General features: G+C 66.5%; 24 protein-coding genes. 10 read left to right on the plus strand and 14 right to left on the minus strand.

Annotated features, from left to right (window positions below; translation table 11 throughout):
- Positions 1–88 precede the first annotated feature (88 nt).
- A complete protein-coding gene (locus tag NITMOv2_RS12585) occupies positions 89–304 on the minus strand; it encodes a hypothetical protein (protein ID WP_053380205.1) in 216 nt (71 codons plus the stop codon).
- Positions 305–498: 194 nt separating this feature from the next.
- Here NITMOv2_RS12585 and NITMOv2_RS12590 point away from each other — a divergent pair, with 194 nt between their 5' ends.
- Positions 499–1,797: a DUF389 domain-containing protein gene (locus NITMOv2_RS12590; protein ID WP_053380206.1), complete on the plus strand. Its 1,299-nt coding sequence runs from the start codon at positions 499–501 to the stop codon at positions 1,795–1,797.
- A gap of 8 nt (positions 1,798–1,805) precedes the next feature.
- Here the strand turns inward: NITMOv2_RS12590 and NITMOv2_RS12595 are convergent, their stop codons facing one another.
- The gene (locus NITMOv2_RS12595; RefSeq protein ID WP_145976311.1) at positions 1,806–2,138 is read right to left on the minus strand and encodes a hypothetical protein; all 333 of its coding nucleotides are present in this window, start codon (positions 2,136–2,138) and stop codon (positions 1,806–1,808) included.
- Positions 2,139–2,204: 66 nt separating this feature from the next.
- Between NITMOv2_RS12595 and NITMOv2_RS24680 the strand changes: the two genes are divergently transcribed.
- Positions 2,205–2,333, plus strand: a complete 129-nt coding sequence (locus tag NITMOv2_RS24680; protein WP_274519463.1) for a hypothetical protein — start codon at positions 2,205–2,207, stop codon at positions 2,331–2,333.
- Between the two features lie 44 nt (positions 2,334–2,377).
- On the opposite strand, the gene NITMOv2_RS12600 is transcribed toward NITMOv2_RS24680, so the two are convergent.
- The 9 genes from NITMOv2_RS12600 to NITMOv2_RS12640 form a co-directional block, all read right to left on the minus strand.
- Positions 2,378–3,124 (minus strand): PRC-barrel domain-containing protein, encoded by a 747-nt coding sequence (locus NITMOv2_RS12600; RefSeq protein ID WP_083447983.1) that lies wholly within the window; start codon positions 3,122–3,124, stop codon positions 2,378–2,380.
- Between the two features lie 51 nt (positions 3,125–3,175).
- The gene (locus NITMOv2_RS12605; RefSeq protein WP_053380208.1) at positions 3,176–3,643 is read right to left on the minus strand and encodes a hypothetical protein; all 468 of its coding nucleotides are present in this window, start codon (positions 3,641–3,643) and stop codon (positions 3,176–3,178) included.
- A gap of 94 nt (positions 3,644–3,737) precedes the next feature.
- Positions 3,738–4,880, minus strand: a complete 1,143-nt coding sequence (locus NITMOv2_RS12610) for a site-2 protease family protein (protein WP_053380209.1) — start codon at positions 4,878–4,880, stop codon at positions 3,738–3,740.
- 96 nt (positions 4,881–4,976) lie between these two features.
- Positions 4,977–5,435 carry a PH domain-containing protein gene (locus NITMOv2_RS12615; RefSeq protein ID WP_053380210.1) on the minus strand — a complete coding sequence of 153 codons (459 nt, stop codon included), beginning with the start codon at positions 5,433–5,435 and terminating at the stop codon, positions 4,977–4,979.
- A gap of 133 nt (positions 5,436–5,568) precedes the next feature.
- Complete coding sequence (locus NITMOv2_RS12620) at positions 5,569–6,732, minus strand: AI-2E family transporter (protein ID WP_053380211.1); 1,164 nt, start codon at positions 6,730–6,732, stop codon at positions 5,569–5,571.
- Positions 6,733–6,953: 221 nt separating this feature from the next.
- Positions 6,954–7,259, minus strand: coding sequence for a DUF3175 domain-containing protein (locus NITMOv2_RS12625; RefSeq protein WP_053380212.1), 306 nt, complete (start codon positions 7,257–7,259; stop codon positions 6,954–6,956).
- A 41-nt stretch (positions 7,260–7,300) separates the two neighbouring features.
- Positions 7,301–7,522, minus strand: coding sequence for a hypothetical protein (locus tag NITMOv2_RS12630; RefSeq protein WP_053380213.1), 222 nt, complete (start codon positions 7,520–7,522; stop codon positions 7,301–7,303).
- A 26-nt stretch (positions 7,523–7,548) separates the two neighbouring features.
- Positions 7,549–8,667 carry a BON domain-containing protein gene (locus tag NITMOv2_RS12635; protein WP_053380214.1) on the minus strand — a complete coding sequence of 373 codons (1,119 nt, stop codon included), beginning with the start codon at positions 8,665–8,667 and terminating at the stop codon, positions 7,549–7,551.
- 142 nt (positions 8,668–8,809) lie between these two features.
- Positions 8,810–10,285, minus strand: coding sequence for a BON domain-containing protein (locus NITMOv2_RS12640; RefSeq protein ID WP_187299195.1), 1,476 nt, complete (start codon positions 10,283–10,285; stop codon positions 8,810–8,812).
- Positions 10,286–10,599: 314 nt separating this feature from the next.
- Here NITMOv2_RS12640 and NITMOv2_RS23505 point away from each other — a divergent pair, with 314 nt between their 5' ends.
- The 6 genes from NITMOv2_RS23505 to NITMOv2_RS23950 all read left to right on the plus strand — a co-directional run bounded on the left by NITMOv2_RS23505 (position 10,600) and on the right by NITMOv2_RS23950 (position 15,901).
- Complete coding sequence (locus tag NITMOv2_RS23505) at positions 10,600–11,661, plus strand: YsnF/AvaK domain-containing protein (RefSeq protein WP_053380216.1); 1,062 nt, start codon at positions 10,600–10,602, stop codon at positions 11,659–11,661.
- Between the two features lie 251 nt (positions 11,662–11,912).
- A complete protein-coding gene (locus NITMOv2_RS12650) occupies positions 11,913–12,866 on the plus strand; it encodes a universal stress protein (protein ID WP_053380217.1) in 954 nt (317 codons plus the stop codon).
- A 113-nt stretch (positions 12,867–12,979) separates the two neighbouring features.
- Complete coding sequence (locus NITMOv2_RS24685; protein WP_274519464.1) at positions 12,980–13,102, plus strand: hypothetical protein; 123 nt, start codon at positions 12,980–12,982, stop codon at positions 13,100–13,102.
- Positions 13,103–13,197: 95 nt separating this feature from the next.
- Complete coding sequence (locus NITMOv2_RS12655) at positions 13,198–13,611, plus strand: hypothetical protein (RefSeq protein WP_053380218.1); 414 nt, start codon at positions 13,198–13,200, stop codon at positions 13,609–13,611.
- Positions 13,608–15,020, plus strand: a complete 1,413-nt coding sequence (locus NITMOv2_RS23945) for a hypothetical protein (RefSeq protein ID WP_053380219.1) — start codon at positions 13,608–13,610, stop codon at positions 15,018–15,020. Before NITMOv2_RS12655 ends, NITMOv2_RS23945 begins: the two co-directional genes overlap by 4 nt.
- Positions 15,017–15,901 (plus strand): mechanosensitive ion channel family protein, encoded by an 885-nt coding sequence (locus tag NITMOv2_RS23950; RefSeq protein ID WP_187299196.1) that lies wholly within the window; start codon positions 15,017–15,019, stop codon positions 15,899–15,901. The genes NITMOv2_RS23945 and NITMOv2_RS23950 overlap by 4 nt, the downstream gene beginning before the upstream one ends.
- A 44-nt stretch (positions 15,902–15,945) precedes the next feature.
- Here NITMOv2_RS23950 and NITMOv2_RS12670 read toward each other — a convergent pair whose 3' ends face one another.
- Positions 15,946–19,404 carry a DUF3971 domain-containing protein gene (locus NITMOv2_RS12670; RefSeq protein WP_053380221.1) on the minus strand — a complete coding sequence of 1,153 codons (3,459 nt, stop codon included), beginning with the start codon at positions 19,402–19,404 and terminating at the stop codon, positions 15,946–15,948.
- Between the two features lie 152 nt (positions 19,405–19,556).
- Entirely contained in the window at positions 19,557–19,805 is a 249-nt protein-coding gene (locus NITMOv2_RS12675) for a hypothetical protein (RefSeq protein WP_053380222.1), read from the minus strand.
- Between the two features lie 157 nt (positions 19,806–19,962).
- Between NITMOv2_RS12675 and mntA the strand changes: the two genes are divergently transcribed.
- Both mntA and hepT read left to right on the plus strand, forming a co-directional pair.
- Positions 19,963–20,325: a type VII toxin-antitoxin system MntA family adenylyltransferase antitoxin gene (gene mntA / locus NITMOv2_RS12680; RefSeq protein WP_145976312.1), complete on the plus strand. Its 363-nt coding sequence runs from the start codon at positions 19,963–19,965 to the stop codon at positions 20,323–20,325.
- Positions 20,322–20,762, plus strand: a complete 441-nt coding sequence (gene hepT / locus NITMOv2_RS12685; RefSeq protein ID WP_053380224.1) for a type VII toxin-antitoxin system HepT family RNase toxin — start codon at positions 20,322–20,324, stop codon at positions 20,760–20,762. The genes mntA and hepT overlap by 4 nt, the downstream gene beginning before the upstream one ends.
- A 121-nt stretch (positions 20,763–20,883) precedes the next feature.
- Here hepT and NITMOv2_RS12690 read toward each other — a convergent pair whose 3' ends face one another.
- The gene (locus tag NITMOv2_RS12690; protein ID WP_053380225.1) at positions 20,884–23,586 is read right to left on the minus strand and encodes an AMP-binding protein; all 2,703 of its coding nucleotides are present in this window, start codon (positions 23,584–23,586) and stop codon (positions 20,884–20,886) included.
- Positions 23,587–23,668 lie beyond the last annotated feature (82 nt).

Genomic DNA, 23,668 nt, shown 5'->3' on the forward strand with positions numbered 1-23,668 from the left:
CGAGCAATTTGGTGATTGAGTGATTGGGCGAGTTTGCGAAGAGTTTTCGCTTCTCACTTCACCAAATCACTCAATCGCCAAATCGTACTTACTCGGCGCCCGTTTTCGCCTCTTCCGTTTGGTAGATCTCTCGGGTCTGCGGCAGGTAGCCCAGCAACAGCGTGAAGACGAACAGGGCGAAGAAGAGGACAAAGATGATCTTGAAGGTCCCCGTAAACCGGGAGGTGGTGACGCCGAAGGCGAAGATCGCCGCGACCCCGGCGATCAGCAGAAACAACGCATCGAGCAGATAGATCTTATTCATGGAGCTCTCGACTATCGGCCATCTGTTCGTAATCTTGCGATATCCGTACCGGCGGCGTTCCTGGCATATCCTCTGCTTTCATCGAGAGGTGCTCAATCCCAACTCTTGGCTTTTGGTGTGGCCCTTTCACTTCACCAGACAGCCTGTCCGTCCGCCGGACAACAAGTCTGACGAATCCAGCGCTCGGCGCCGGCATGAGACAACTGTTGATTCAGGTTCCCCGCGGCAGTGGATCGATCGTGTTGCAGGCGGCCCGGCGGCGCGAAGGAACGGACCTGCTCCTCGTTGAGGCCAGCGACGGCGGACAGGCGACCGACCTCGTGGTCGTGCACATCGCCAACAGCCGGGTGGACCAATTACTGGCCGACGTCCAAGAGGTCGACGGCTTGCGCATTTCCCTGATTCCCCGCGGCGTGATGACGCTTCAGCCGCCGGCCGAACGCGCCGCCCGGCAGGTCGTCGACGTCACGCCGCGCAGCGCGTTGGAGATTGTTCTCGGCGGACTGCAAAGCGTCGGCTCCTGGACCGGCTTCCTCGGCTACGCGGCGGCGGCCGGCGTCGTCGTGTGGATCGGCCTGTTCACCAACACCGTCTATCTGCTCACCGCCGCCATGCTGATCGCGCCCTATGCCGGTCCGGCGATGAACGCGGCGATCGCGACCGCGCGGGGCGACGCCGCGCTGCTCGGGCGCAGTCTGCTGCGCTATGGAGCGTCGCTTTCGCTGACGATCGCGGTCGCCGCCGCCCTGAGCCGGCTGTTTCGCCAACAGATCGCGACCGACCAGATGGTCGCCGTCAGCCAATTGTCCTCCGCCGCCGTGCTGCTCCCGCTCGCCGCCGGCGCGGCCGGCGCCTTGACCCTCGTGCAGTCCGACCGCAACAGCCTCGTGTCGGGCGCCGCGGTCGGCCTGCTGGTGGCGGCCTCGCTCGCGCCGCCGGCAGGGCTGATCGGCATGGCGGGCGCGGTCGGCGAATGGGACATGGCGATCAGCGGGGCGTTCCTGCTGGCGCTCCAGTTGATCGGCATCAACCTGTCCGGCGCCGCGGTGTTCCGGTGGTACGGCCTTTCCCCGACCGGCGTGCGCTATCGCCGAGGCCGGCCCTGGGTCGCCCGCGCCACGGCCGCCGTCAGTCTCGCGGCCCTGGCCGCGTTGGTGGTCTGGCAGTTGTGGGATCGCCCGCAATTGCAACGGTCGAGCCGCGCGGAGCGCGCGGCGGAAACCATCAAGCAGGTCGTGGACGACAGCGGCTTCGCCGCGCTGGCCGAAGCCGACGTCCGCTTTACCCGCGCCGACATCCGGGGTCAGCATACGTTGCTCGGCGTCCTCTACGTCCAGCGCACGGCCGGCGACTTATCCGACGGAGATATCCGGGAGCGCCTGCTGGCCTCCATCCACCGCCGCCTTCGGCAGGAAGACTTCGCCGCCACGCCGCTGATCGACGTCACCGTACTGCACGCTCCCGATCGGGGAGAGCGCTCGGCTCGGCCATAAAGCAGAGCCTATCCCCATTGATAGCCCCAGTCATCATCGTCGTCATCGTCATCGAAGCCCGAAGCGCCGGAGCGGTCGGAGTCCTCTTCCCATCCCCAGTCGTACCAGCCGTACCGGTCGTCATCCTCGTCCCGTTCCGAAAACATGCCGGGGCTGTCCGTGTCGTCGTCGAGAGCCTCATCCCGATTGTCATCGGCATACGGGCGCGCCTCCCCTCCTCTCCCTTCTCTGAGAGGAGGAGCAGACTCGGGGGCGAGCTGCACCCAGGCGGGCTGAGCGAAGAGGGACGCGAACGGTAGCGGCAGCAGGACGGTCATCAAGAGCACAGCATAGAGTTTCATTCTCTGCCCCCGTGATGGTCTGCGTTGGTATGCCGTGTGCTTACACTCTCCGTTCGGAGCTCCACGATGGCACTCGCTCAACTCGGCATCGCCGACTTGCTTGGACCGCTCTTGAGCGCTTATCTGGTCTATTTGGTCTATTTGGTCTATCTGGTCTATTTGGTCTGTCTGGTCTGTCTGGTCATGACCGAATAGACGAGACAGACCAGATAGACGAGATAGACCTTTTTACTTTCCAGTCACGCCGCGTCTTTGCTGTAGTGCTTGAAGAGCTGCACTTCGTACTCGGGCGTGATCACCTCGGACGGATCGTAGGCCGGCGCGGACTCGATGGCGAGGCGCGTGAGCCCCACCTTCACGTGGCGCGCGGCCCAGCTGATCTCTTCGATGCGCCCGGCCTGCATCAGCACCTTCTTGCCCGGCAGCCATTTCCGCGTATCCACCTCGACGTACCGCACCACCCAGTCCTCGTCGTCGACGACCACGTCTTCGAGATGGCCGATTTCGCCGTCACGTGCGCGGATCGCGTAGCCCGTAAGCTCTTTCGCGCTGCGGAGGTGGGGATGCTCGGGTTGCGCCGCCGCACCGGCCTTCTCGATCGTCGGCGGCACGGTTCCCGGATAGGGCACCGCGGTTCCCCAGGGCCCCGGCACCGTATCCCAATAGGGCGCGAGCCGAAAATGCCGGTAGTACGCCTGTTCGTACGCGCGCGATACCGGCTTCGCCCGGTCGATGGGCGGCGACTGTTCGATCTGCTCCCGGGTCAAATTGACGTGCAGCGTCCCCTCGGCGTCGTCGATCTCCCGCACGGAGACGGGCGCGATGAGCACGTAACGGCCCAACAGCCAGCCCCCGGTTTTGACGACCAGATAGCGCACCTGCCAATGACGGTCGTCGAGGTACAGATCTTCCACGGATCCGAGATCGCCGTCGGTGGCGTGCAATGCCAAATCCGCCAGTTCGCGAAACCGCCGCAGCTGCTTCACGGCCTTCGTCCCTCTTCCACTTCTAACCGTTCATTCCTCCCCGCTCATTCCTCACCGCGCCGCCGTCCAGAGGGTCCGGCCGTTCGGATCGAACAAGCGCAGCACCGGGCTTCCGTCCTTCAGCAGATGGAGCCGGGCGCGGGGAATGTCCCCCTCATCCCGGAACGTCAATTCGGGCTGGCCGTCGGGAATCAGGTCGAGCGCCGCCCGCCGCCGGCAGTCTTCGTCATACAAGACCATCGAGGGATGCCCGTCCTGCTCGCTGAGGCCCAACGTCACCCGCATCCGACAATGCGCATCGCCCAACACCAGCATCGGCCGCCGACCGTCCCACAGAAACAGTTGCCCTCGTGTCACGCCGTCCTGTCCCACCAGACGGAATTCCCCGGCCGTGACGACGGAGCCGGCCGCGGGCTCCGCCCCGGCCCAGGGACCGTCCGCGACAGACTGTACGAGCGCGCCACCCACCACTCCTCCGAGCAACGCCATCAGCATCGGCCAAGCCGCATGAGGTTTCATGATTCCTCCCTCGTGTTCTTATGATCGATTCCGGGCCGTCTGATTCTGCTTCACACCTCCACCTTTACTTTTACCGTTTCACTTTCCACTTGTTCTATGCCGCTTCTTCCATCTGTTCCAGATCCATCCGGAAGGCCACCAGTTTCATGAGGTCTTTCAGCACGAGGATGCCCACGAGTTTGTCGCCGTCCAGCACCATCAGCCGGCTGGAGCCGGTCCGATTCATCCGGGCCAGCGCCGCCATGGCATCGGTGCCGGCCTGCACGGTGTTCTCCGGCGAGCAGGTCCTCATGACATCCGCGACCGTCTTGCGCGCCCACTCGGCGCGCGGCAGCGCCCCCACGTCTTTCGTCGTCACACAGCCGACCACGGTGGACCCCCGCAGCACCGGAAACATGTCGTACAAGTAGCGGTACAGATAGTCGTCGACCAGCGATTGGACCGGCAGATCCGGCGAAACCGTGACGGGATCGCGCGACATGAACCGCCGCACCGGCTCGCCCTTCAACGCGCCGCGCACGAGCAGATGCGCGTAGGCCTGCCCCGCGGCGTTGTACAGGAAGAAGCCGATCAGCACGTACCAGAACCCGCCCACGAAGCGGCCGGTGAAGACGCTGAGCGCGCCCAGGACCATGAGCACGATGCCGAAGCCGCTTCCGAACCGGGAGGCCACTCGCGTGGCCCACTGGAGATTGCCCGTCCAAGCCCAGAGCGCCGAACGGAAGACCCGCCCGCCGTCCAAGGGAAAGGCGGGAACCAGATTGAAGACCGCCAAGAGGACGTTGATGAACGCCAGGTACCCGGTGATCCCCGCCAGGGGTTCCGGCCAGCCGATCGCCCGCCCGCCTTGCATGACGGCGTAGAATCCCGCTGCGAGGAGCAGGCTCGACAGCGGTCCGGCCACGGCCATCCAAAATTCCGACCGGGGACCCGGCGGCTCTTCATCCATGTGGGCTACGCCGCCGAAGATGAACAGCGTGATCCCTTTGATCGGGATGCCGAACCGCCGCGCGACCAGCGAATGGGCCAACTCATGGAAGATCAGCGACGCGAACAGACCCGCCGCGCCGACCAGCGCCATCCCCCAATAAAAGGAAGCCGGCAGATGCTCGTATTCGAATGGAAAATAGCCGGTCGCCAACGACCAGGTGATGAGCAAGGCCAGAAAGAGCCAGCTCATGTCCGCTTGGACGTGAAAGCCGAACAGCCGGAACAGCGTGGTCGTTCTTCCGAACATGTCCGATCCTACGAGCGCCTACGACAATTTCGCAAAAGCCGCGCCATTGGCTGGTCTGTCTGGTCTGTCTGGTGCGTGGTCCTTGCCGTCCGCCGACTAGAAAGACGAGACAGACTTCGCACCAGACGGACGGCTCTGCCGTCTCGCCGCATCGATCCGCTGCTTGGCGCCGTAGGGATCGCTCAGCCCGCGCAAGCGCAGCGCGGTCTCGCCTCGGGATCGCACCAGGACCGTGCCGATCGCCAGAAAGTCGGCGATCGGCCCTTGCCGAATGTCCACCTCCTCGATGTGCTCCAGCGCGACCGCTCCGATTTCCCGGCCGGTGTAGCCGTTGCGCATGATGAGGCGGGTCGGGGTCAGCTCATAGCGGGCCCATCGCCGGATGATCGCCGCCGTCGCGAGCAACACCAGCGCGCCGATCAGCCAAGCGCCCCATCCCGGCACGCCGAACCGCCAGAACAGGAACGCGCGCCACGCGACCATCGCCGCGATGAAATACAGCCAACTGAACTGGCGCCACGACGGATAACTGGACCAGAGGATCGGCTCGCTCATAGGTTGATGGGCTCAAGGTTGTCTGTCTGGTCTGTCCGGTCTGTCCGGTCTGTCCGGTCTGTCCGGTCTGTCCGGTCTGTCCGGACCATGGACCAGATAGACGAGACAGACCAAATAGACAAAATAGACCTCCTCACCGCCTCTCCGCCCAGGCTTCCCACCGGGGCAGCACCAATTCCTGAAACAGAATCTTCACGGAGGCCGCCGCGGGAATCGCCAGCAACAGGCCGAGAAATCCGCCCACCGCGCCGCCGATCAACACCACGATGATGACCGTGACCGCGCTCAGGTCGTTCGCGCGCCCCTGGATCCACGGCGTGAGCCACCAGCTTTCCAAAAACTGGACGGCGAGGTACGGGATGCTGGGCACGAGCGCGACGGACACCCAATCGACCGCCGCCCCGGCGTTCGCCGCGACATCCAGATACTTGAGCAGGATGGCGAGCGGCCACCCGACGACGGAGACGTACGGAATGATGGAGAGCAGGCCGGTCCCCGCGCCGAGCAGAAACCAATAGGGTACACCGGTCCAGGCCCATCCCACGGCGTACATCACCCCGGTGATCAGCGCAATGAGAACGCGGCCACGAAAAAATCCCGTCACCGCTTCGTCCATCTTCCGCAGAATATCCATGGTCGCCCCGCGTCGACTGGCCGGGATGAGCGGGGTGACCGATGCGGCAATCCGCTCGAACCGCCAGGCGAACACGAAAAAGTAGATCGGCATGAGCATCGCCGTGATGGCGAAGTAGGTCGTGGTCCCGATGACGGCGCCGATGAAACCCAGCGCCTGCCCCGTCCCGGCAAAGACCGGTTGAAACACGCGCTGCAGCAGGGTGATGGGATCGTCCTGAAACCCCGAGGCCCACGACATGATGGTGTCGGACAACCCGGTTGCCTCGATTCCGTACCGTTCCGCCAGCGTCTGGAGATACTGCGGCGCCTTGCGCGCCAACGTCTGCGTCTGGATGACGAGCAGCGGACCCAGCCAGGCCAGAAACGCCGCCGCCGCGAGCACAAGCAGGACCAGCAGCATCGTGATGGTGGCGGGCCGCGGCACCGACCAACGGTCCTCCAGCCGGGTGATAACCGGATTGACCAGATACGCCAGCGCCAGCGCCAGGAGCACCGGCATGAACACGCCGCGCAACTCGTACATGAACCAGACGAGCAGCGCGCCCGTCAGGATCACCAGCAGATCGAGGATCGCTTGCACTTCCCAGAGATGGGGACCCTGCGCGCCTGCCGTCCGCTCCGGCGGAGTCACCGGAACCAGCCGCCGTTCGTTGCTCGCCATGACAGAAGGCTCGCCCTGCGAGATTCATACCGGCCGGCATGCCTCTGGCCGTAAGGAAGTGCCGAGTGGCGAGTGCCGAGGTCCGAGTGCCGGGACCTCAACCCTGAAACCCGCCGCTCGAACACACGTCTGAAGCCATGGAAGCGGACGAAATGTCCCGCAGGCGGACAAGGTGGATCGACAGGATGGGGGAGTACTGTCCAACCGGCCCAGCGGCTGCGTTACGCATGGCCGAAGATTTTTCGGAGCTCAGGTTTGGCCCGTTCCAGAATCCGTTTGCGTGCGGGGCTCAGGGTCTTCCCGGCGCGATTGATATAGAAGGTCAGCATCGACATGGCCGACTGGTACGGCGTACCTTTGCGCCGGGTGCTTTGTTCGGAGGAGCGTTTGAGCGACTCGGCAATCTTCCGCGGGCTCTTCCTTTGAAAGACGCCGGGTTCCAGATCCAACGCATTGCTGCGCTTCATGACGTCGGCCGACCAGTATCGGCGTGTGCCGGCCCGGCTGCGGGAGCGCGCGGTTCTCATACCTTTGAGAAGGAACCTGAGAAGGACAGCGTGACTGCTATTTACCGGCCCGATCCAGGCCCGATGCCGCTCGGATGCGGAGCCCAACGGCCTTGGGAGGGCGCAGGACCTGCACCAGGGGGGCCGATCTCGCGCTCGCGCACCGTCTCCTCCTCGCCGTCGCGGTACGCGGTCGATTCCCGATCGTATCGATCGCCGGCGCACGAGGTCAGGACTCCGAGGGTCAGAACCAGCAGACTAGTGATCGCGATGACAGATCGCATGGCTCTCCTTTCTTTCCTCTTCACGTTTATGAACCGGCCTCGCGGTCTTCCGGCTGGTCCGGCTGTACGCGAAGCTCATTGTGGACCGACGTCACGCCCGGCGTCCACGCCATGATGGAGGCATGGCGCTTTTCGGCGGCCGAAGCCACGGCGCCGCGCAGGGTGACGTGGCCCTGCCGCACCTCCACGCGAATACGGCCCGCGTCCACGAAGGAGTCGGCCTCCAACGTCCGTTCGATCGTGCGCCGGATATTCCGATCCTGTCGCTCGTCGGGCACGGCGCGCGCCGCTTGCGGGCTTCCTGCGCGGCGCACCGCGAGCTCGTTCCGCACCGATTTCACGCCCTGCACCCACGAGAGCATCGCCGCCTGCTGTCGTTCGCGGTCCGACCGGGCCGTGCCCGACAGGGTGACATGCCCATCGTCCACCCGCACGTCGATGTCCGCCGCATCGACCAGGGTACTGCCGGCCAATGCTCGTTCGACGAACGCGGCGATCTCCGCGTCGGCCCACCCGCGCCGTTCGCCGCCCGGCGCCCGCGCGTTCTCCGGTGCATCCCACCACTGCACGTCGTCCCACATCAGATGGAGAGTCCCGGCGAGCTCCGGCATATCGGCGCCGCGGGGCCCGCGCGCGAGCAGGTGCAATTCCGTCCGGCCATCCGGCCCGTCGATGAGCAGAAACCGGCACCGTCCCTTGTCGTACACCATCTCGGAATCTTTCCACACGGTACAATCGGGCCCCCATCCGGCCAGATACGCTTCGGCGCGGCGGCGCGTCGAGCCCGGCGGCGCGTCGACTGTGACGCGCGCCGCGATGCCGCCGCTCATGAACGGCCGTTCGCCGCGGAACCGCTGCATCAGCACCGTATAGGTATGGCCCTCCGCGCGGACCGAGCCGGTGACGAGCCCGCTGTTGGCTCCCTCGCGCACCAGCACGGTGGCCGTGCCGAAACCGGACAGGCGGGCGCGGCCTGCTCCCGCCTCGGCGTCTGCTCCGCGAAGCAGATGGCCGTTCATCGCGGTCACCTGAAACAGATCCCCGCCCCCGGCGGAGCCGGCATGGGCGACGCCTACGCCGGCCAGGAGAATGAACGTTGCCAGGACCGAGCCGATCCTCGTTCCCTCACGCTCCTCGGCACTCATATCCCCATACTCAGCTGTCCCGCGCTCAGCTGTCCCACTCTCCCACAGTCCCGCTCTCCCCACGGCCGAACGGGAGGGCCGAGCGAGAAAGGGCCGAGGGCCGAGTTCTCGGCACTCGAATCTCGGCCCTGTCCTGTGAGGCCTACGCTTCTTCAGTCTCGAGATAACTCACCACCCGCTCGGCGCCCGCGTCGAACGCGTTGTCGATCGCCGCTTGCCGCGCATCCTGATCTTCCACGGTCCCGAAGAGATAGGCCACGCCGTCCAGGACGCTCACCTCCACCCGATCCGCATCGACATACGGGCTCCAGGTGAGTTGGCTTTCGATGTCCTGCTGCAATTCCCGATCAGCCCTGGAGATGCCCGGCTCCATGGGCTCGATGTCATAGAACACGATCGCGTCGATATCTTGCCGCTCTCCCTTCGGGAGGCTTTCGTCGGTCTTCAGGCGGTTCTTCACGTCCGACACGCCCTCGAACTGCATGGCGATCTCTTCGGCCGCGTTCTTCGCGTCATCATCCGCGACCGTTCCGCTCAGCGTGACGACGCCGTCCCTGACCTTGACCTTGGGACGGCTATGGACGATGCGCGGGTCAAGCCCGTACGCGTAGGTGATCGCCCGCTGGAGCTCCTTGTCGCTGAGCGGTTCCTGCCGGCGCACCTGAATGTCGTTGCGCACGGACGTGACGCCCGGCACCCAGGCGGAAAAATAGGCGTGGTTTTTCTCCGTGGGAGTTTGTGCCGTCCCGGTCAACGTCACCCGCCCGTTTTTGACCCGCACATCGATGTCCTCGGCCTCCACCAGCGTGTTCGCCCTCAGCTCGCGCTCGACCATCCTATTGATCTCCTTGTCGGACCACCGCCCGCCGGCCGGCTCGGGGCCGCCCCACCACTGCACGTCGTTCCACACGAAGTGCATCGTGGTCTCGTAAGGCGGAAGATTGGCCGTATCGCGTTCCGGTGAATGGGCGAAGAGATGCAGTTGCAGGCCTTTCAAACCGGCATCGCCGCTCTCGCGGATCTGTTGCCGGATGTCCTCGTTGCCCTCATAGTCGCCCTGCCACCGCTCGCCTCGGATGAGCTGCCGTACTTTCTCCTTGCCCGGAAAATCGCGGATCTCCCCCGTCTCCGGGTCCCGTACTTTTTCGGTCAACATGAAATGGCACCGGTAGCCGTCATAGAGGACTTCGGCATCCTTCCACACCGTGCAGGGACTCCCCCAGCCGGCCAGATAGGCGAACGTCTGCGGAAGGAACGGCCCGCCTTGTGCGGTCAGCCCGTGCAGCATCACGTTCCTGGCGATGCCGCCGCTTTGGAACGGACGATCGCCGTTGAATTCGTTCATCAGCACCGTATAAGTGCGGCCTTTGGCCCGGATGCTGCCCATCACCATGCCCGTGTTGCTCCGCTCCCGCACCAACACCGTCGCCGTCCCGGGGCCGGACCAGATGCGCCTCCCGCGATACCGCATGGAGTCGCCGGTCCGCCCCTCGCCGCCGATCAGCATGCCGTTGTGGGCCGTGATTTCATAGTACTCGCTGTAGCGGGACGGATAGGGCGACGAGGCGGCCTGCACCGCCGTTCCGGCCAGACACCCGACCGCCGCGAGAGTGACCATTGAGCTGATTCGCCTGCCATACGCATGCATAGGTCTGTCCCTCCTTTCCAGAATCCGAGAATGAAACAAATTTGCAATGCCTGTACCGCCTGGCTCGTCTTCCGGCTGGGAAAACGCCTCGGATGGAACGCGCCGGCACAGGCGGACGCTCGCCAAGCGGCGACATACTGTCACGCCGGAGATGAGCTGTCCTCGGCGCGGCGTCAGGAGCGACGCGCGTGTCATTGATAAATCGGCTCGCCGCAGAGGGCATATCGCTTGCAAATTTTTCACGGAGGGAGCCACACCATCATCACCAATGAGAGGAGACGAGCATGGAGCTGTCATACAAAACGGTCGTGTCGGTCACACTCATCGCCTTTGCCTGGGCCGGCTGCGAAAGCGCCTCCGCGTCCAGCCGCTCGGACGGAGGTTCACTGCGCCTGGCCTCGGCATCGGCATCGGAATCGCCGAAGGAGAAGCCGAGTCGCAAGACCCGCCAAGAGAAACACCGCGCGTCCGCCGCGCCGTCCGCGTCCGGCATCGACGGACAGTCCGTCAGTCTGCCGGCGCGGATCCCCATCGTCGAAGAAGAGCTGCACGTCGGCACCCGCCAGGTGGAAGGGAACAAGATGCGCATCACCATCAACCCGGTCGAAACCCCGGTGAAGGAGTCGGTCCGGGTGAAGCGCGAACAGATCGTCATCGATCGCGAGCAGGGCGGCGGCGGAGAGCCCTCCCTCGGCGAACAGGCGTTTCAGCCGAGAACGATTGAATTGGTCGAGATGGCCGAAGTGCCGACGGCCGGCATCCAGCCGGTCATCACCAATCTGATTACGATCCGCAAAGAAGAACAGGTGCGGAGCCAGACCGTGCAGGACAAACTTCGCGGCACCAAGGCGGAGGTCTCGCGCGAGCCGCAGCAGATGGCGTCGTCCGATCTGCCGGCTCCGGCCGGCATGGCGCAGGAGAGCGCGGCGGCCCGCGCCTCGGAGCCTTTGTCGCTGCCGTCCTCCCAATCGATGAGCTTCCCCGTCACCGTGGCGGAAGTGCGGCAGAGCCTGGTCATCGACAAGCGGGAAGTCCCGGCCGAGAAGGTGCGGATTTCCATTCAACCGACGGAACGGCCGGCCGAGCAGACGGTCCAGCTCCGGGAAGAGCGGATCGTGATCGAGCGCACGCCGATCAGCGAGACGATCAACCGCCTGCCGCGCGACATCTTCTCGCCGCAGAGCGTCGACATCACGCTGATGAAGGAGGAGCCGGTCGTGTCGAAACAGCCCAAGGTGAAGGAGTGGCTCACGGTCCGCAAGAACGTCGGCGAGCAGGAGCGCACGGTTGAGGCGAAGCTCAAAGAAACCAACGTGGCTCTCATCGCCCCGGAGGAATCCCGGTAACGATGATAGGGGACTGGCTCCGGCGCCGAGCCGGTGCCTGTCCCCTTTCCCCGCCCGCTGTCCCCTTTCCCCGCCCGCCCCTTCTGCATGTGAACGGTTGAAGTACAAGATGTCGCCATGGAGACAGTCTGTCCGCTCTCGATGCCCATCGGCACGACGAGCCCTACGGGGATAGCAAGCCCCATGGGGACAGGCACCGGCTTCCGCCGGAGCCAGTCCCCGTGGCACGGCCTGTGCCTTGTCGAAGCGGTATGGAACCGGACCCTCTCTCGTTGCGTCGCATCCTGCTCGCGACCGATTTCAGTCGCGGCGCAGGCCGGGCGAAGGACTACGCCCTGTTTCTGGCGCAAACCTACGGGGCAACCGTCCTCGTGCAGCACGTCTCGCAACCCTATCCCACCTTGTCGGCCGATGCCGTCGCGGACCCCTATCTCCTGGAACCGATCCGCGAACAGGTGTCGAGGGTCTTGCACGAGCTGACGGAACAGATGGGGCAAACCGGCGTACAGGCCACGGGCCAGCACACCGTCGGCATCGCCAGCGAAGAAATTATTCGCACGGCCCGCGAGAACGGAATCGACCTGATCGTGATGGGCACGCAAGGCCGCACCGGCCTCGACCACGTGCTGCTCGGCAGCACCGCCGAACGGGTGGTCAAGGGCGCGCCCTGTCCGGTCGTCACGGTCCGGCCGCCGGCCGCCGGGAGAGAACAGGACACGGTCTCCGTCCAGCGCCTCCTGGCGCCCCTCGATTTTTCCGATTCCTCCTTCGACGCGTTGGAAACGGCCCTGCTCCTCGCCCGCCGCTTCGCGGCGCCGATCACGTTGCTGCACGTCTTGGAATGGAGCTGGCTGCGGCTCAACTTCACCGTGGCGGAGTTGGCGGAAGACGCGCAGGTGCGCCGGGACATCGAGGCCCGCGCCGGACGGTACGCCGATCTGCTGCGCGCGCAGGGGGTGACGGTGGAGACCGTGATTCGCGGAGGCGGAGGGCCGGCCGATTTCATCGTCGACACCGCCGAGGCGCAGCGGTCGGACCTCATCGTCATGGGCACGCACGGACGGCGCGGGCTCCAGCGCGCATTGATCGGCAGCGTCGCGGAGAGCGTGCTGCGCCGCGCGCCCTGTCCGGTCTGGACGGTGAAGCAAGCGAAATTTTCGCCGGGGCACCGGCGGGTCTTCGGCCCCATAGAACAGGCGGCGTGACGTTGGGGAAGTTCGCGGTTCCGCGTTCGAGGTGCGAGGTTCCGGACAGCGTCGAACTTCGAACCTCGAACTTCGAACCCTGAGCTGCGAACCACGAACTCGGAGAGTGCACCATGTCGATGCCCACCTGGGCGCTCCTTCTCTTGGTGCTGCTGTTCGGCGCGGCGCTCTCCGGCTGCCCGCCGCCGCACAAGCCGACCCCGATCGCCGCCGATTGCCAGCCGTGCCGCCGGTGAACGTGCACCATGCGCGACGGGGCGGGACCGGCGAGAAAAGCGCGACGGGCAGCATCGCATTCCGATCTCACCTCGCACGTCACGCTCCTCTACCGATGAACGGCCGATTCTCCGCGCTCCTGCTCGGATTGCTTCTCGCCGCCGCTCCGCCCGCTCTTGCGCCGCACGGGGCGGCGGCTGCAGAATCGGTCGATCGACGCGGCGGCACGATGGATCGCAGAGACATCACGCTGCTGGTGATAGAGGCAAGCCGGCTCCGGACGGCGCTCTTAAACAGGATCAAAGCGACGGCGGATCAGAAGGCCGATGACCCGGATCTGATCCCGCTGCAACAAGTCTTGCTCCGATTGCAGATCGCCGAGGAGAACGTGGAGCTGAGCCTCGGCAGACTCGACACGATGCCGGAGCGTGTGGATGACCCGCACGCCCTGCCCCAGGCCGTCGAGACCTTGAAGGAAGCCATCGACGACGCGCAGGCCTTCGCGCAAGCGGAAAACGAGGGCCGATGACGGAACGAGTCCCCAGGCTCAAGCCGGCGTTGGAGCAGGAGCGGCTCGGGCTCTGGATGGGAGACGAGTTCCAGCTCGCGACCGGCGACGCCGCGGAACAACTTTCGCCGGTCCTGCGCTGGCACGTGGGCCATGAGGTCGTCGCCGTCCCGCGCCGCCCGGACCGCGGCGCCCCATTTATATGGACCGCCGCTCCCTCCATCCTCGAGCACGTCGTTCTGTCGGACGACGGCGCGGCCGTGACCGGCCCGCAGGGCGGCTCGCTCGAACTGACGCTGGTACCGCGGCTGCGGTCCAATCGGGCCTATTATGACGACTCCACGACGCGCTACTTCTCCGGCCGCCCGCTGCGCCTGCGCGGGACGATGCACCCGCGCGACGGCGCGCCCCGCTTCATCGCCCGCACGATCTGGCCGGAAGACAGCCTGATCCGCCCCGACCGGCTGCCGCTCCGCCCGTTGGACGCCGAGCGCCGGCTGGCGCAACTGATCGACGCCCAGATGGAGGCCGTGGCCGACCCACTGCCCGCGCGGCTGCTGTGGGCGCGTCAGCCCGGCACGGCTGTGCGTTGGGCCGACCGGCCGGTCCTGGCGTTCGTGCTGAACGGTGCGCAGGCCGACGACGACGAATCGCACGGCGGCCATCTCTCCATCGCCACCGGCCGGCTTGGGCCGCGCGGCGAATGGGCCGATTGGATCGTGAACAATTTCTATCCGTTGGACGTGGTCAGCGAGAAAGGCATTCTGGCCGGCTTGGTGCCGATGGACAATTATCTGAACGATCTCAACAGCGGGCAGGCGTACTACCGGCCGAGCTCTATGACGGTGCTGCTGCTGCGCGACGATCGCACCGCCGCCCGCGTTCAGTCGGCGATCCACGACGTCTTCCAGCGGTTCTATGCCGATCCCGGCCGGTACCACCACGCCGCCATGAACAGCACCGGCATGCCGATGGATGCGCTCCGTTCGGTGGGATGGCGGGTGCCGCCTCTCGGGCGGACGGGCCTCCTGCTCGCCTGGCCGGCCTGGCTCTACGTTATGCTCACCTCGCGGGATCGGGAGGCGGCCGGCTCGCTGTACCGGTATCTCATGGAAGAAAAGACGCGCGTGTTTCCCCGGGCCGCCTTCGAAGCGGCGACGCTGGATGTGTTGCGCCTGATGGAACGCCGCACCGATCCGGGACGGCGGCTCACCGAGTACGAGCGGCTGCTGCAGGAAGACGGGCTGGCGGTGCTCTTCGTCCGCATCCCGCAGATTCCGTCGAGCCGCGCCTTCGGGACCGCGCCGGTCGCCTCCTTCGAGCAGTACCGGCAGCGCGTGCCGGCCGACCGCGCGGCGTGGGAGACGGTCGCCCTCGAGCCCCGCCGGTTTCCCGAGCATCTGCGCGGGCGCCGGGGAGGAGGTGCATGATGGAAGCCGTCGGCGAGCATTCCGGGGCCGGCTTGGCCTGGAGAACCCTGGCAGGCCTGTGGGAAAGTTTCCTCGAGCGCCTGCCGCTGATCGTGATCGGCCTGCTCGTTCTGGCGCTCTTCGTCCTCGCCGGACGCGTCCTCAAACGGGCGATTGTCGCGGCCGGCCGGAGGACGCGGCTGCATGAAACGCTCGCGGATCTGCTCGGGCGCTTGGCCTCCGCGGCCATGGTCGTGCTCGGCCTGTTCGTCTCGGCGGTCGTGATCTTCCCCGCGTTCAAGCCGGGCGATTTGGTCGCGGGGCTCGGGATCACCTCCATTGCCGTCGGCTTTGCGTTCAAAGACATTTTGCAAAATTTTCTCGCCGGCCTGCTCCTGTTGTGGCGGCAGCCGTTTCGCATCGGCGACCAGGTCCGCACCGGCGAGACGGAAGGCACGGTGGAAGAGATCAACACCCGCTCGACCAGGATCAAAACCTATGACGGGGAATTGGTGACGGTGCCCAACATGGAGGTCTACTCGCGCGCGATTCTGGTGCGCACCGCCTACGGCATCCGGCGCTCCCGCTTCACCGTCGGCATCGGCTACACGGATTCCATCGAGCAGGCGCGCGAGACGATCGAACGCCTCCTCCATGACACAGAGGGGGTGCTGCCGGATCCTGCGCCCTGGGTGCACGTGACCGAATTGGCCCCTTCGTCAGTCAATTTCACCGTGTACTTCTGGACCGACGCCCGGCAGGACCGTGTGCTGCAGACCAGCGACCGCGTGGCGACGGGCATCAAGCTCGCACTGGACCGGGCGAAGATCGATATCCCCTATCCCCATCAGGTCGTGTTTTTCCACGACGCCACGGAGCAGCAGCAACGCAAGACGGCGTAAGACCCCAAAGGTCGACGCCTCATATGCGAACGACCCCGCGCTGCTCACCTCTCGCCTAACGCCTTCCGGCCCGAACCCGGTTCTTCCTCTTCAGCAGCGTCGGCCTGCGTAAACAGATCGGCCGGCAGCGTCACGGCGTTGAGCAGAATGTCGTAGGCCAGCTTGCCGAATCCCATCAGGCCGCTGGCGAGCGTCGCTGCGGGCAGGGTCTGGATCTCCGGCTCTCCCAGCGAGCCCTTGACCGCGAACAGAGTCGTCCCGAATCCCCGGCGCTCGCCGGCAAAGAGGCGGCCGATCAGCGGCAGGTTGCGGAGAAAGTTGGAATAGGATTGAAGCGGGCTCGCGGCCATGGCCAGATCCAGCTGATCGGCCGCCAGATCGTACTCGCCGGACGCGCTGATCTTGAGTGCGGGACCGTCGAGATAGAGCTGCTTCACGGTGACGATGCCCCGCTCCACCGACAGGACTCCCGTGATTCGATCGAACGGCAGCCCCTCCCGTTCCAGATTCACCCGGCCTTGCACGAGCGCCGGCAGGTTCACGATCTTGAGCAGACCCGCCACCAGCGGCAGGCCCTTGATGCGTCCATCCTCGATGGAGAATGGAATGTCGCCCTGGCTCTTCACGGTTTCAGGCGCCGGCGCAAGGTCCCGCAGCGTCGCGTGCGCCTGTCCACGCAGCGACAGCCGTCCGGTCACACCGTCGCGCCCTTCGCCCGTCAGGCCGAGGATCGATCTGATCGGAACGCCGCTGAGCCGCAACGATCCCTCCGCCGCCGCGGTCCGGCGTTCTTGCGGCTCGACGGCCAACCATCCACCGATCCGTCCCGGATCCGTCCCCGCCTTGAAGCGTTCGATCCGCACGATCCCGTGTTCGATACGGAGGCGGCAGGCCACATCGATCAGGCGCAAGCTTTCATAGGAGACGCGGACGATGGCGAGAGACGCCGTGAGGTCGAGGTCGTCGATCCACGACGGCAGCCGGCCGCTTTCGGATGTCTGCCTGTCGTGCTTGTCCTGGGCCATCAGCCCGCTCACGTCGAGCCCGGACGACGTCACGTCCACGGTGATGAGCGGGGTGCGCTTCCATGACCGGACGAGGCCCGACAGACGGAGATCGCTGGCGCCGAGGGTCCCGCCGGCGTGGTCGATGCGGATCCGGTCCTGGTCGAACGTCAATCCGACCGTCAGGGCCCGCACCGGCGCCGCCAATCGGTCGACGATCGCGACGCCGCCGTCCAAACGAAGCCCGCCGTTCATGCGCCACGTGGTCCAATCGGTTCCCCGTCCTTTGATATCCACCGCTGCGGACAGCCGGCCGTCCGTCAGCGGGCCCAGTGAGATCCAGGCCGGCAACCGGCCGACTGCGAGGGGGTGCGATCGGATCGACAGCGCAAACGTCGGCGCGCCGGCGAGATGGATCGAGCCGCGCGCCGACAGCCGGGCGGGCGGCAGCACGAGGTCGAACTTCTTCACGGCCAGACGCCGTTCGCGCGACAGGTCGGCGGCGACCTCCACCGAAGCCGGCGCGCCCTGCGGTTTGTGCACCACCCCGTCGATCGCGATCGCCGCTTCGTCGAGATCCAGCCGGCCGACGATCTGCGGCGCCGCCACCGGCCCGGAGAGCCGCGCCATAAGGCGCGCGGGCCCGTCGGCCAGCGGCGCGGCGCGGCCGCCCGGCAGGAATCGATCCACCAGCTCCTGCATCTCCGCCTCGGCCCTGACAACGACGTCGTGCCAGCGCGGCACGTCGCCCAGCGCAATCCGTCCCGCCATCTCCACCGGCATGGTTCCGAGTCGCCCGTGCAGCCGCTGCACCTCCATATGGTCCGGCATGATCACGACTCGCCCGTTCAGATGCCGCACCGGCAGCGGCAGGCCGCCGGCCCGAAAGCCGACGTCCCGCGCCGTCACGTCGGCCTCGACGAGCTGCACGCCGCCGCCGGAGAGCGGGCCGGCCAGGCGCAGGACGAAATCCAGATCGCCGTCGATCTCCTCCACGGCGCTCAGGACCCGGCCGACGGTCGGCGACGGCACGACGGCCGGGAGCAGCGCCGCCAGATCCATCGCGGCGGCTTCACCCGTCGCGGTGAAGTCCAGGCGCGGCGCGCGCCGTAAATCGGAGAGGACCAGCGCGCCGTTCATCACCTGGACCGGTCCATACGAACCAGTGAGGCCCTCCACCGAGACGCGGTCCGTGTCCAGCACGATGCGCGCCGACAGGTCCTGGACAGGGATCCGTTGCGGGCCCATCAGAAAGCGGCCCTCCAATAGCGCCAGCTCGCCGGTCCCTGCGACCACCGCCCCGTCGTTCGCCGGAGCGCGGATCGTCGCGCCGAGCAATTCCACCGTCCCGCCCGGCTCACCGGCCGCCACGAGCTCCTGCCAGCGCGGCGGCAGCCACTCCATCGGGATCACCGCGAGCAGCTGCTCGATCGTCACGGGAGACGACGCCACCGCCAGCTCGTAGCCCGGTTCCTCGCTGCCGAGTCCAGTCGCACGGCCGGACCCGCCCAGCGCCACGGCGCCGGCCTCCACCTCGAACCGGTGAAGCCGCGCGTCGTAGCCGGCCGGTCCCGGCGCCACGGTCCACTGCGCCGCGACGTGCGCGGTGCCTGTGAGCGCCTCCGCTTGGGACGGCGGGAGGAACCACGTCGCGATCCGCCGGAGATCGACCGCGGCGGCCTGCCCCGCCCCGTCGAACCGGAAGGACGGAAGTCCTTCGGCGAGACCGTCCGGCTCGACCGGCGCGAGCCGGCCCAGCAGGGTGAACGTCGAGAGCGGCCCGCCGGCAGGCAGCACCGCCGACACCCGGATCGCAGCCGTCTCATCGACCGAGTCGAACGAGAGCGACGCCTGGAGGTCGCTGATCGTGAACGGTGTTGACCCGTCGCTCCGTGATTCGTCCACCACCGTGACGGTTCCCTGCATCAGCCGTATCTCGTTCACCGGCAGGACCCGCGATTCGTCGGATGGCGGCTTCGGCGGCGTCCGGTCCATCGCGCCGGCGAACGGCACGCGCCATCGGCCGGCGCGGTCCCGCTGCACGAGCAGCCACGGACTTTCGATGACCACACGCTCGGCGTCGACATGCCGCCGGCGCAAGAGCGGCCAGAGAGGCAGCGCCAGCTCCACGCGGCCGGCGCGGAAGACGGGCTCAGACGAGCCGGGGTCGCGGACGGCCACCCCGGTGAATTCAAGACGGACCAGCGGAAACAGCGAGAGCCGCAGGCGCTCGGCCTCGACGTCGCGGTCCAGCCACTGTTCGAGTTGATCGAGGAGCACCGGCTTGAGCACGATATCCGAAACGAGCGGGAGCAGCAGCGCGAGCGCGGCGGCGACCAAGAGAGTCAGTCCGAACAACCACCGCAGCGCCGCGCCGAGGCGGCGGCGTGGGCGCGCGCCGGCGGGAGGAACGGCGGCGACCGGCGAGGCCGCTTCGGGATCGCCCCGCTCAGGCGGCCAACGGGGAGCGGGGCGGCGAGAAAGCGAGGAGGAAGGCATGGCGACTTTCAGCCTCCTTTTAACAAGCTTGGCGGAGCAACGACCATGCCGCGGAGAATGACCGGCAGGGACAACTTGTCCGAAGAATAGCGCGGGTCAGTTGTCGTACAGTGAAGAGACCGGAAAGGAAGCCTGCATGCGCCGTCTATTTCCTACTCTGTCGGCATCCTCGTTCTTGTTGGCGCTCTCCCTTCTCCTTCTTCGGCCGCCACCTGCTGCGTAAAATAGGGCGCAAAGACGAAGGTTTGGACGACCGTCCAGTAGGCGCTGTCCCCCCAGTCGTAGGAGGCCCAGGAGACGAGACCGAGCCGCGACGTCTGCGGGCGGTGCTCTTGAGATTCGGCGGCCTGGGCGGTGCGATCAGAGGGAACGCGCCGGTGCCTGTTCGTGGAGCGGGTCATGCGGTTCCTTCCCACTTAACGGGATCGAACGTCAGCCGCGGAGCATTGAGGACGTGTGCGGCGGCCGCTTGACCGCATCGCCGACGATTGATAGTCTCGGCTCGTGCAACCCTCGGACATCAGCGTCGACCAGATCCGTCACGCCTTGAGCCCTTTCATGGGCCGGACGGATATTCGGCTGATCATCCTGTTCGGCTCGGTGGCCGCCGGCGTCGCAGGCCGCGACAGCGACATCGACCTCGGTATTCTGGCGAGCGCGCCGTTCGACGTGACGGCGATGACGCAGGAGATCGCCGGCTATTTGGGCACCGCCCGCATCGACGTGGTCGACCTCCGCCGCGCCTCGCCGGTGCTTGCTATCCAGGCGTTGCGCGCAGGGCGCCTCCTCTACGAAGCGCATCCCGGCGACTACGCCACGTATTACTCGCTGGCGCTGCGACGCTATGTCGATACGGCCAAACTTCGGGCCGCCCAACAAGCGGTCATCGCAGACTTCCTCGCCGCTCGAGGGCTGGCGTGACGCCCGCCGATCCGGCCGTCGTCCGCCGCAAGCTCTCGCTCATCGTCAACAATCTACAATCGCTGGAATCGGTCCGACACATCGCTCCGGCGCGATACCGGGAAGACCTGTTTCTTCGGAAGGGGACGGAGCGTCTCCTGCAGGAGACGATCGAGGCCGCCATCGACATCAACACGCACCTGCTGGTACGCGGCGGGTACGCTCCGCCGGACGACTACTTTCGTGGGTTCTTGCTCCTGGCCGAACAGGGCATTCTCTCTCCCGAGTTGGCGGTGTCGCTCGCGCCGTCAGCCGGCCTGCGAAACCGCCTCGTCCACGAATATGACGATCTGGTTGACGCCATCGTGCTGGATGCCGTCACCAAACTCCTACACCTGTATCCCCAATATGTCGCCGCCATTGAACGTCATTGTCGGTCCCTGACACCGCCCATATAAAATGAACTGCAGGTATCGCGGCGGATCGGCTGATACAGCTCCTCGATAGTCGCTGAAAAGATCCGAAGAGACCCCGTCTCAAAGACGGCCTCCGACTGTAATCCAGGTGATATTTGGAACCTCAGTCAGGCGCGTCGATCGAGCCTGATCGGCTTGCCAGCGCGGCGACATGCGCATGGAGGGCATCGGTGATGCGGTCGTGCGGCCGACGTCCTGTCCCCTGCCGCTCCAACGCGGGCGGAGCGACCGGCGGTCCGAATCGGAGGCGCAGCGGACGGAAGCGCGGCCGGCGGGATCCCGGCGGCAGCGCCTCGTAGCCGCCTTCGATCCACACCGGCACGGCCGGCATGGGACGGGCTTGGAGCAACAGGCCGACACCGGGCTGAAAGGGTTTCAACCGGCCGTCCGGCGAACGCCCGCCCTCCGCGAACCACACGAGCGGATGGCCTCCATCCAAAATCGCCGCGCCGAACGCCAGGCTCGTCAACGCGCTGCGCCCCTGCTCGATCGGCACGACGCGCGTCGCCCGGCTCACGAAGCGCATCACGGCATTGCGGAACATGATGCCCGTCCAGCCGCTCCAGTAGGTGTGGTCGAGCACCGGCCTCGGCAACGCGGCGATGAGCGCCAACGGATCGAGCACGCTCGTATGGTTGGGCACGAGGACACACGGCCCGGTGCGCGGCACGTGCTGCACTCCTTGCATGGTGAGTCCGAAGGCCCGCGTCATCACCAGCCGCGCCAGGCTGAGCAGCGCCGCGCCGAACGTTCGCTGCATCGCCCCTGGCGGCGCGAGCCAGCGCCGCTGCCGTTCGTCCAGCAACTCCAGCGGCCGCCGGAGCCGGTCCAACAGATCCTCCCCGGCTCCCGCCGCTTCCCGCGCTTCGACCGCTTCGCGCAGCAGATCGCGCACCGTTTCGATTCGGCCGATTGCCTCGTCGGAGAGATCAAGGCCGGTCTGCTCGCGCAGCTCCAGCGTCAGGCTCAGCCATTCCAGCGAATCCACCCCCAGATCCAGATGCAGATGCGTATCGGGCGTGAGCCGGGCGTCCGGGAATCTTCGCGGCAGCCAGTCCCACACCCGTTGCCCCTCCGGTTGCTCCAGCACCTGCCGGTCTTCCGGCGCCATCTGTTCGACCGGCATGGGGCCCTTCTGCCGCACCACGCCGCCCTGCCGCTTGACCTGCGTGTAGAGCTCCCGCAGCTTGTGGCGGCGAATCTTGCCCAACCGCGTGCGGGGCAGCGGCTCCAACGTGATCGCGTAGTCGCCGAGACGGCGGTGCGACGGCAGCGTGGCGGACAGGCGTTGTACCTCCCGGCGGATGAGCGGCTCCAATTCCCATTCCCCGCCGCGCGTGGCGCTTGCCTCGGGGACGACGAGCGCGACCAGGCGGTGATGCTCCTCCAGCACGCCGGCCTCGCGGATCGACTCGCTGTGCTCGAGCACCGCTTCCACCGATTCGGGGTTGATGTTTTCGCCGCCCGGCAGCACGATCATCGAGGACACCCGGCCGCTCAAATAGAGGGCGCCGTCTTTGAGCGAGCCCAGATCGCCGGTCTTGAAATATCCGTCCTCGGTAAAGGCGTCGCGGGTTTGGTCGGGCAGATGCCGATAGCCGGCAAAGACGCTCGGCCCTTTCGCCTGCACCTCGCCGTGGGGCGACGCCGGATCGGACTTGGCGATCCGGAGGTCGATGTTCGGCAGCGGCACGCCGGCGCTCGCGAACTGTCTGGCGCCCGGAAGATTGAACGTGAGGATCGGCGACGTCTCGGTCAATCCGTAGCCGCTCGCGACTTGCCAGCCGAGACCTTCGAGCTTCCAGGCCACGTCCGGATCGAGGGCCGCGCCGCCGGACGCGACCATCCGGAGCCGCGGGGCGAACCGGCGGTGCAGCGGGGCGAACAACCGGCGGCCGACACGCCACCCGAACCGGCGGCGCAGCGCGGTCGACAGCGCGCGCGCCAAACGGAACAGCCCGTTCACCAGGCGACCGGACCGCTGCATGCGGGTCTCGATGGCGGTCACCAACGCGGTGTAAAACCGCGGCACCGCCACCACGACGGTGACCTGCCCTTCGGTGAGCGACCTGAGGATTTGCGGACCGACCAGCGAGTGCGGCAGCACCACCGGCACGCCGCTCGCCAGCGGCGTCAACAGCCCGACCGCGAAGGGATACACATGGTGCAACGGCAGCGGCAGCAGCAGGCGATCGTCCGCCGAGAGCAGGTGCTCGTTCAGCAGCGCCCGGAGATTCGACGTGATGTTCCCGTGCGTGAGCGGCACCCCCTTCGGCAGGCCCGTCGTCCCGGAGGTATAGAAGAGGACGGCCGGATCGTCACGATCGACCGCCGGGAACCTCCCGCCGGCGGCGATCGGATACCGCCGGATACTGCGCTCCTCCCCTTCGTCGGCGTCCAGGAGGATCAGACCGCACGCCGGACGCGTGACGGCTTTCGTCAGCCGTTCCGCCAGCGACGTCACGGTGAAGATCCGGCAGGCGTCGCTGTCGCGGAGGATGTGGCGCAGTTCCTCCTCGCCGGCCTGGGTATCGACGGGAACCGGCACCGCCCCCGCTTCGATCAACGCGAAACAGGCGACGATCCATTCGGGGCTGGCGGGCGCGCAAAGGATCGCGTGATCTCCGCGGGCGACTCCCTCCGCCGCCAAGCCGGCCGCCAGACGTGTCGCTGCATCGAGGAGATCCCGGAAGGACCAGGTGCGGCTCCCCTTGCGATCGAAGGCCACGACCGCCGGCCGCTGCTCATAGGCGACCAGAGAACGGATCAGGTCCTGAAGCGTCTCGCCGTGGAAGCCTGGATCCATCCCGTTTCCCTTCCTCCCGATCTGCTGAGGACCGGGCCGGAGCCGGATACGATCTTGCCCCTCGCGCCCGCTTCTTTCAAGG

The organism is Nitrospira moscoviensis, from assembly GCF_001273775.1.
Taxonomy (GTDB): Bacteria; Nitrospirota; Nitrospiria; order Nitrospirales; family Nitrospiraceae; genus Nitrospira_D; species Nitrospira_D moscoviensis.

Bases quoted from the DNA above. Each gene is read 5' to 3' on its own strand.
- NITMOv2_RS12585 (WP_053380205.1), bottom strand. From the start codon at position 304: ATGAATAAGATCTATCTGCTCGATGCGTTGTTTCTGCTGATCGCCGGG.
- NITMOv2_RS12590 (WP_053380206.1), top strand. From the start codon at position 499: ATGAGACAACTGTTGATTCAGGTTCCCCGCGGCAGTGGATCGATCGTG.
- NITMOv2_RS12595 (WP_145976311.1), bottom strand. From the start codon at position 2,138: ATGAAACTCTATGCTGTGCTCTTGATGACCGTCCTGCTGCCGCTACCG.
- NITMOv2_RS24680 (WP_274519463.1), top strand. From the start codon at position 2,205: ATGGCACTCGCTCAACTCGGCATCGCCGACTTGCTTGGACCGCTCTTG.
- NITMOv2_RS12605 (WP_053380208.1), bottom strand. From the start codon at position 3,643: ATGAAACCTCATGCGGCTTGGCCGATGCTGATGGCGTTGCTCGGAGGA.
- NITMOv2_RS12610 (WP_053380209.1), bottom strand. From the start codon at position 4,880: ATGTTCGGAAGAACGACCACGCTGTTCCGGCTGTTCGGCTTTCACGTC.
- NITMOv2_RS12615 (WP_053380210.1), bottom strand. From the start codon at position 5,435: ATGAGCGAGCCGATCCTCTGGTCCAGTTATCCGTCGTGGCGCCAGTTC.
- NITMOv2_RS12620 (WP_053380211.1), bottom strand. From the start codon at position 6,732: ATGGCGAGCAACGAACGGCGGCTGGTTCCGGTGACTCCGCCGGAGCGG.
- NITMOv2_RS12625 (WP_053380212.1), bottom strand. From the start codon at position 7,259: ATGAGAACCGCGCGCTCCCGCAGCCGGGCCGGCACACGCCGATACTGG.
- NITMOv2_RS12630 (WP_053380213.1), bottom strand. From the start codon at position 7,522: ATGCGATCTGTCATCGCGATCACTAGTCTGCTGGTTCTGACCCTCGGA.
- NITMOv2_RS12635 (WP_053380214.1), bottom strand. From the start codon at position 8,667: ATGAGTGCCGAGGAGCGTGAGGGAACGAGGATCGGCTCGGTCCTGGCA.
- NITMOv2_RS12640 (WP_187299195.1), bottom strand. From the start codon at position 10,285: ATGGTCACTCTCGCGGCGGTCGGGTGTCTGGCCGGAACGGCGGTGCAG.
- NITMOv2_RS23505 (WP_053380216.1), top strand. From the start codon at position 10,600: ATGGAGCTGTCATACAAAACGGTCGTGTCGGTCACACTCATCGCCTTT.
- NITMOv2_RS12650 (WP_053380217.1), top strand. From the start codon at position 11,913: ATGGAACCGGACCCTCTCTCGTTGCGTCGCATCCTGCTCGCGACCGAT.
- NITMOv2_RS24685 (WP_274519464.1), top strand. From the start codon at position 12,980: ATGTCGATGCCCACCTGGGCGCTCCTTCTCTTGGTGCTGCTGTTCGGC.
- NITMOv2_RS12655 (WP_053380218.1), top strand. From the start codon at position 13,198: ATGAACGGCCGATTCTCCGCGCTCCTGCTCGGATTGCTTCTCGCCGCC.
- NITMOv2_RS23945 (WP_053380219.1), top strand. From the start codon at position 13,608: ATGACGGAACGAGTCCCCAGGCTCAAGCCGGCGTTGGAGCAGGAGCGG.
- NITMOv2_RS23950 (WP_187299196.1), top strand. From the start codon at position 15,017: ATGATGGAAGCCGTCGGCGAGCATTCCGGGGCCGGCTTGGCCTGGAGA.
- NITMOv2_RS12670 (WP_053380221.1), bottom strand. From the start codon at position 19,404: ATGCCTTCCTCCTCGCTTTCTCGCCGCCCCGCTCCCCGTTGGCCGCCT.
- NITMOv2_RS12675 (WP_053380222.1), bottom strand. From the start codon at position 19,805: ATGACCCGCTCCACGAACAGGCACCGGCGCGTTCCCTCTGATCGCACC.
- mntA (WP_145976312.1), top strand. From the start codon at position 19,963: ATGGGCCGGACGGATATTCGGCTGATCATCCTGTTCGGCTCGGTGGCC.
- NITMOv2_RS12690 (WP_053380225.1), bottom strand. From the start codon at position 23,586: ATGGATCCAGGCTTCCACGGCGAGACGCTTCAGGACCTGATCCGTTCT.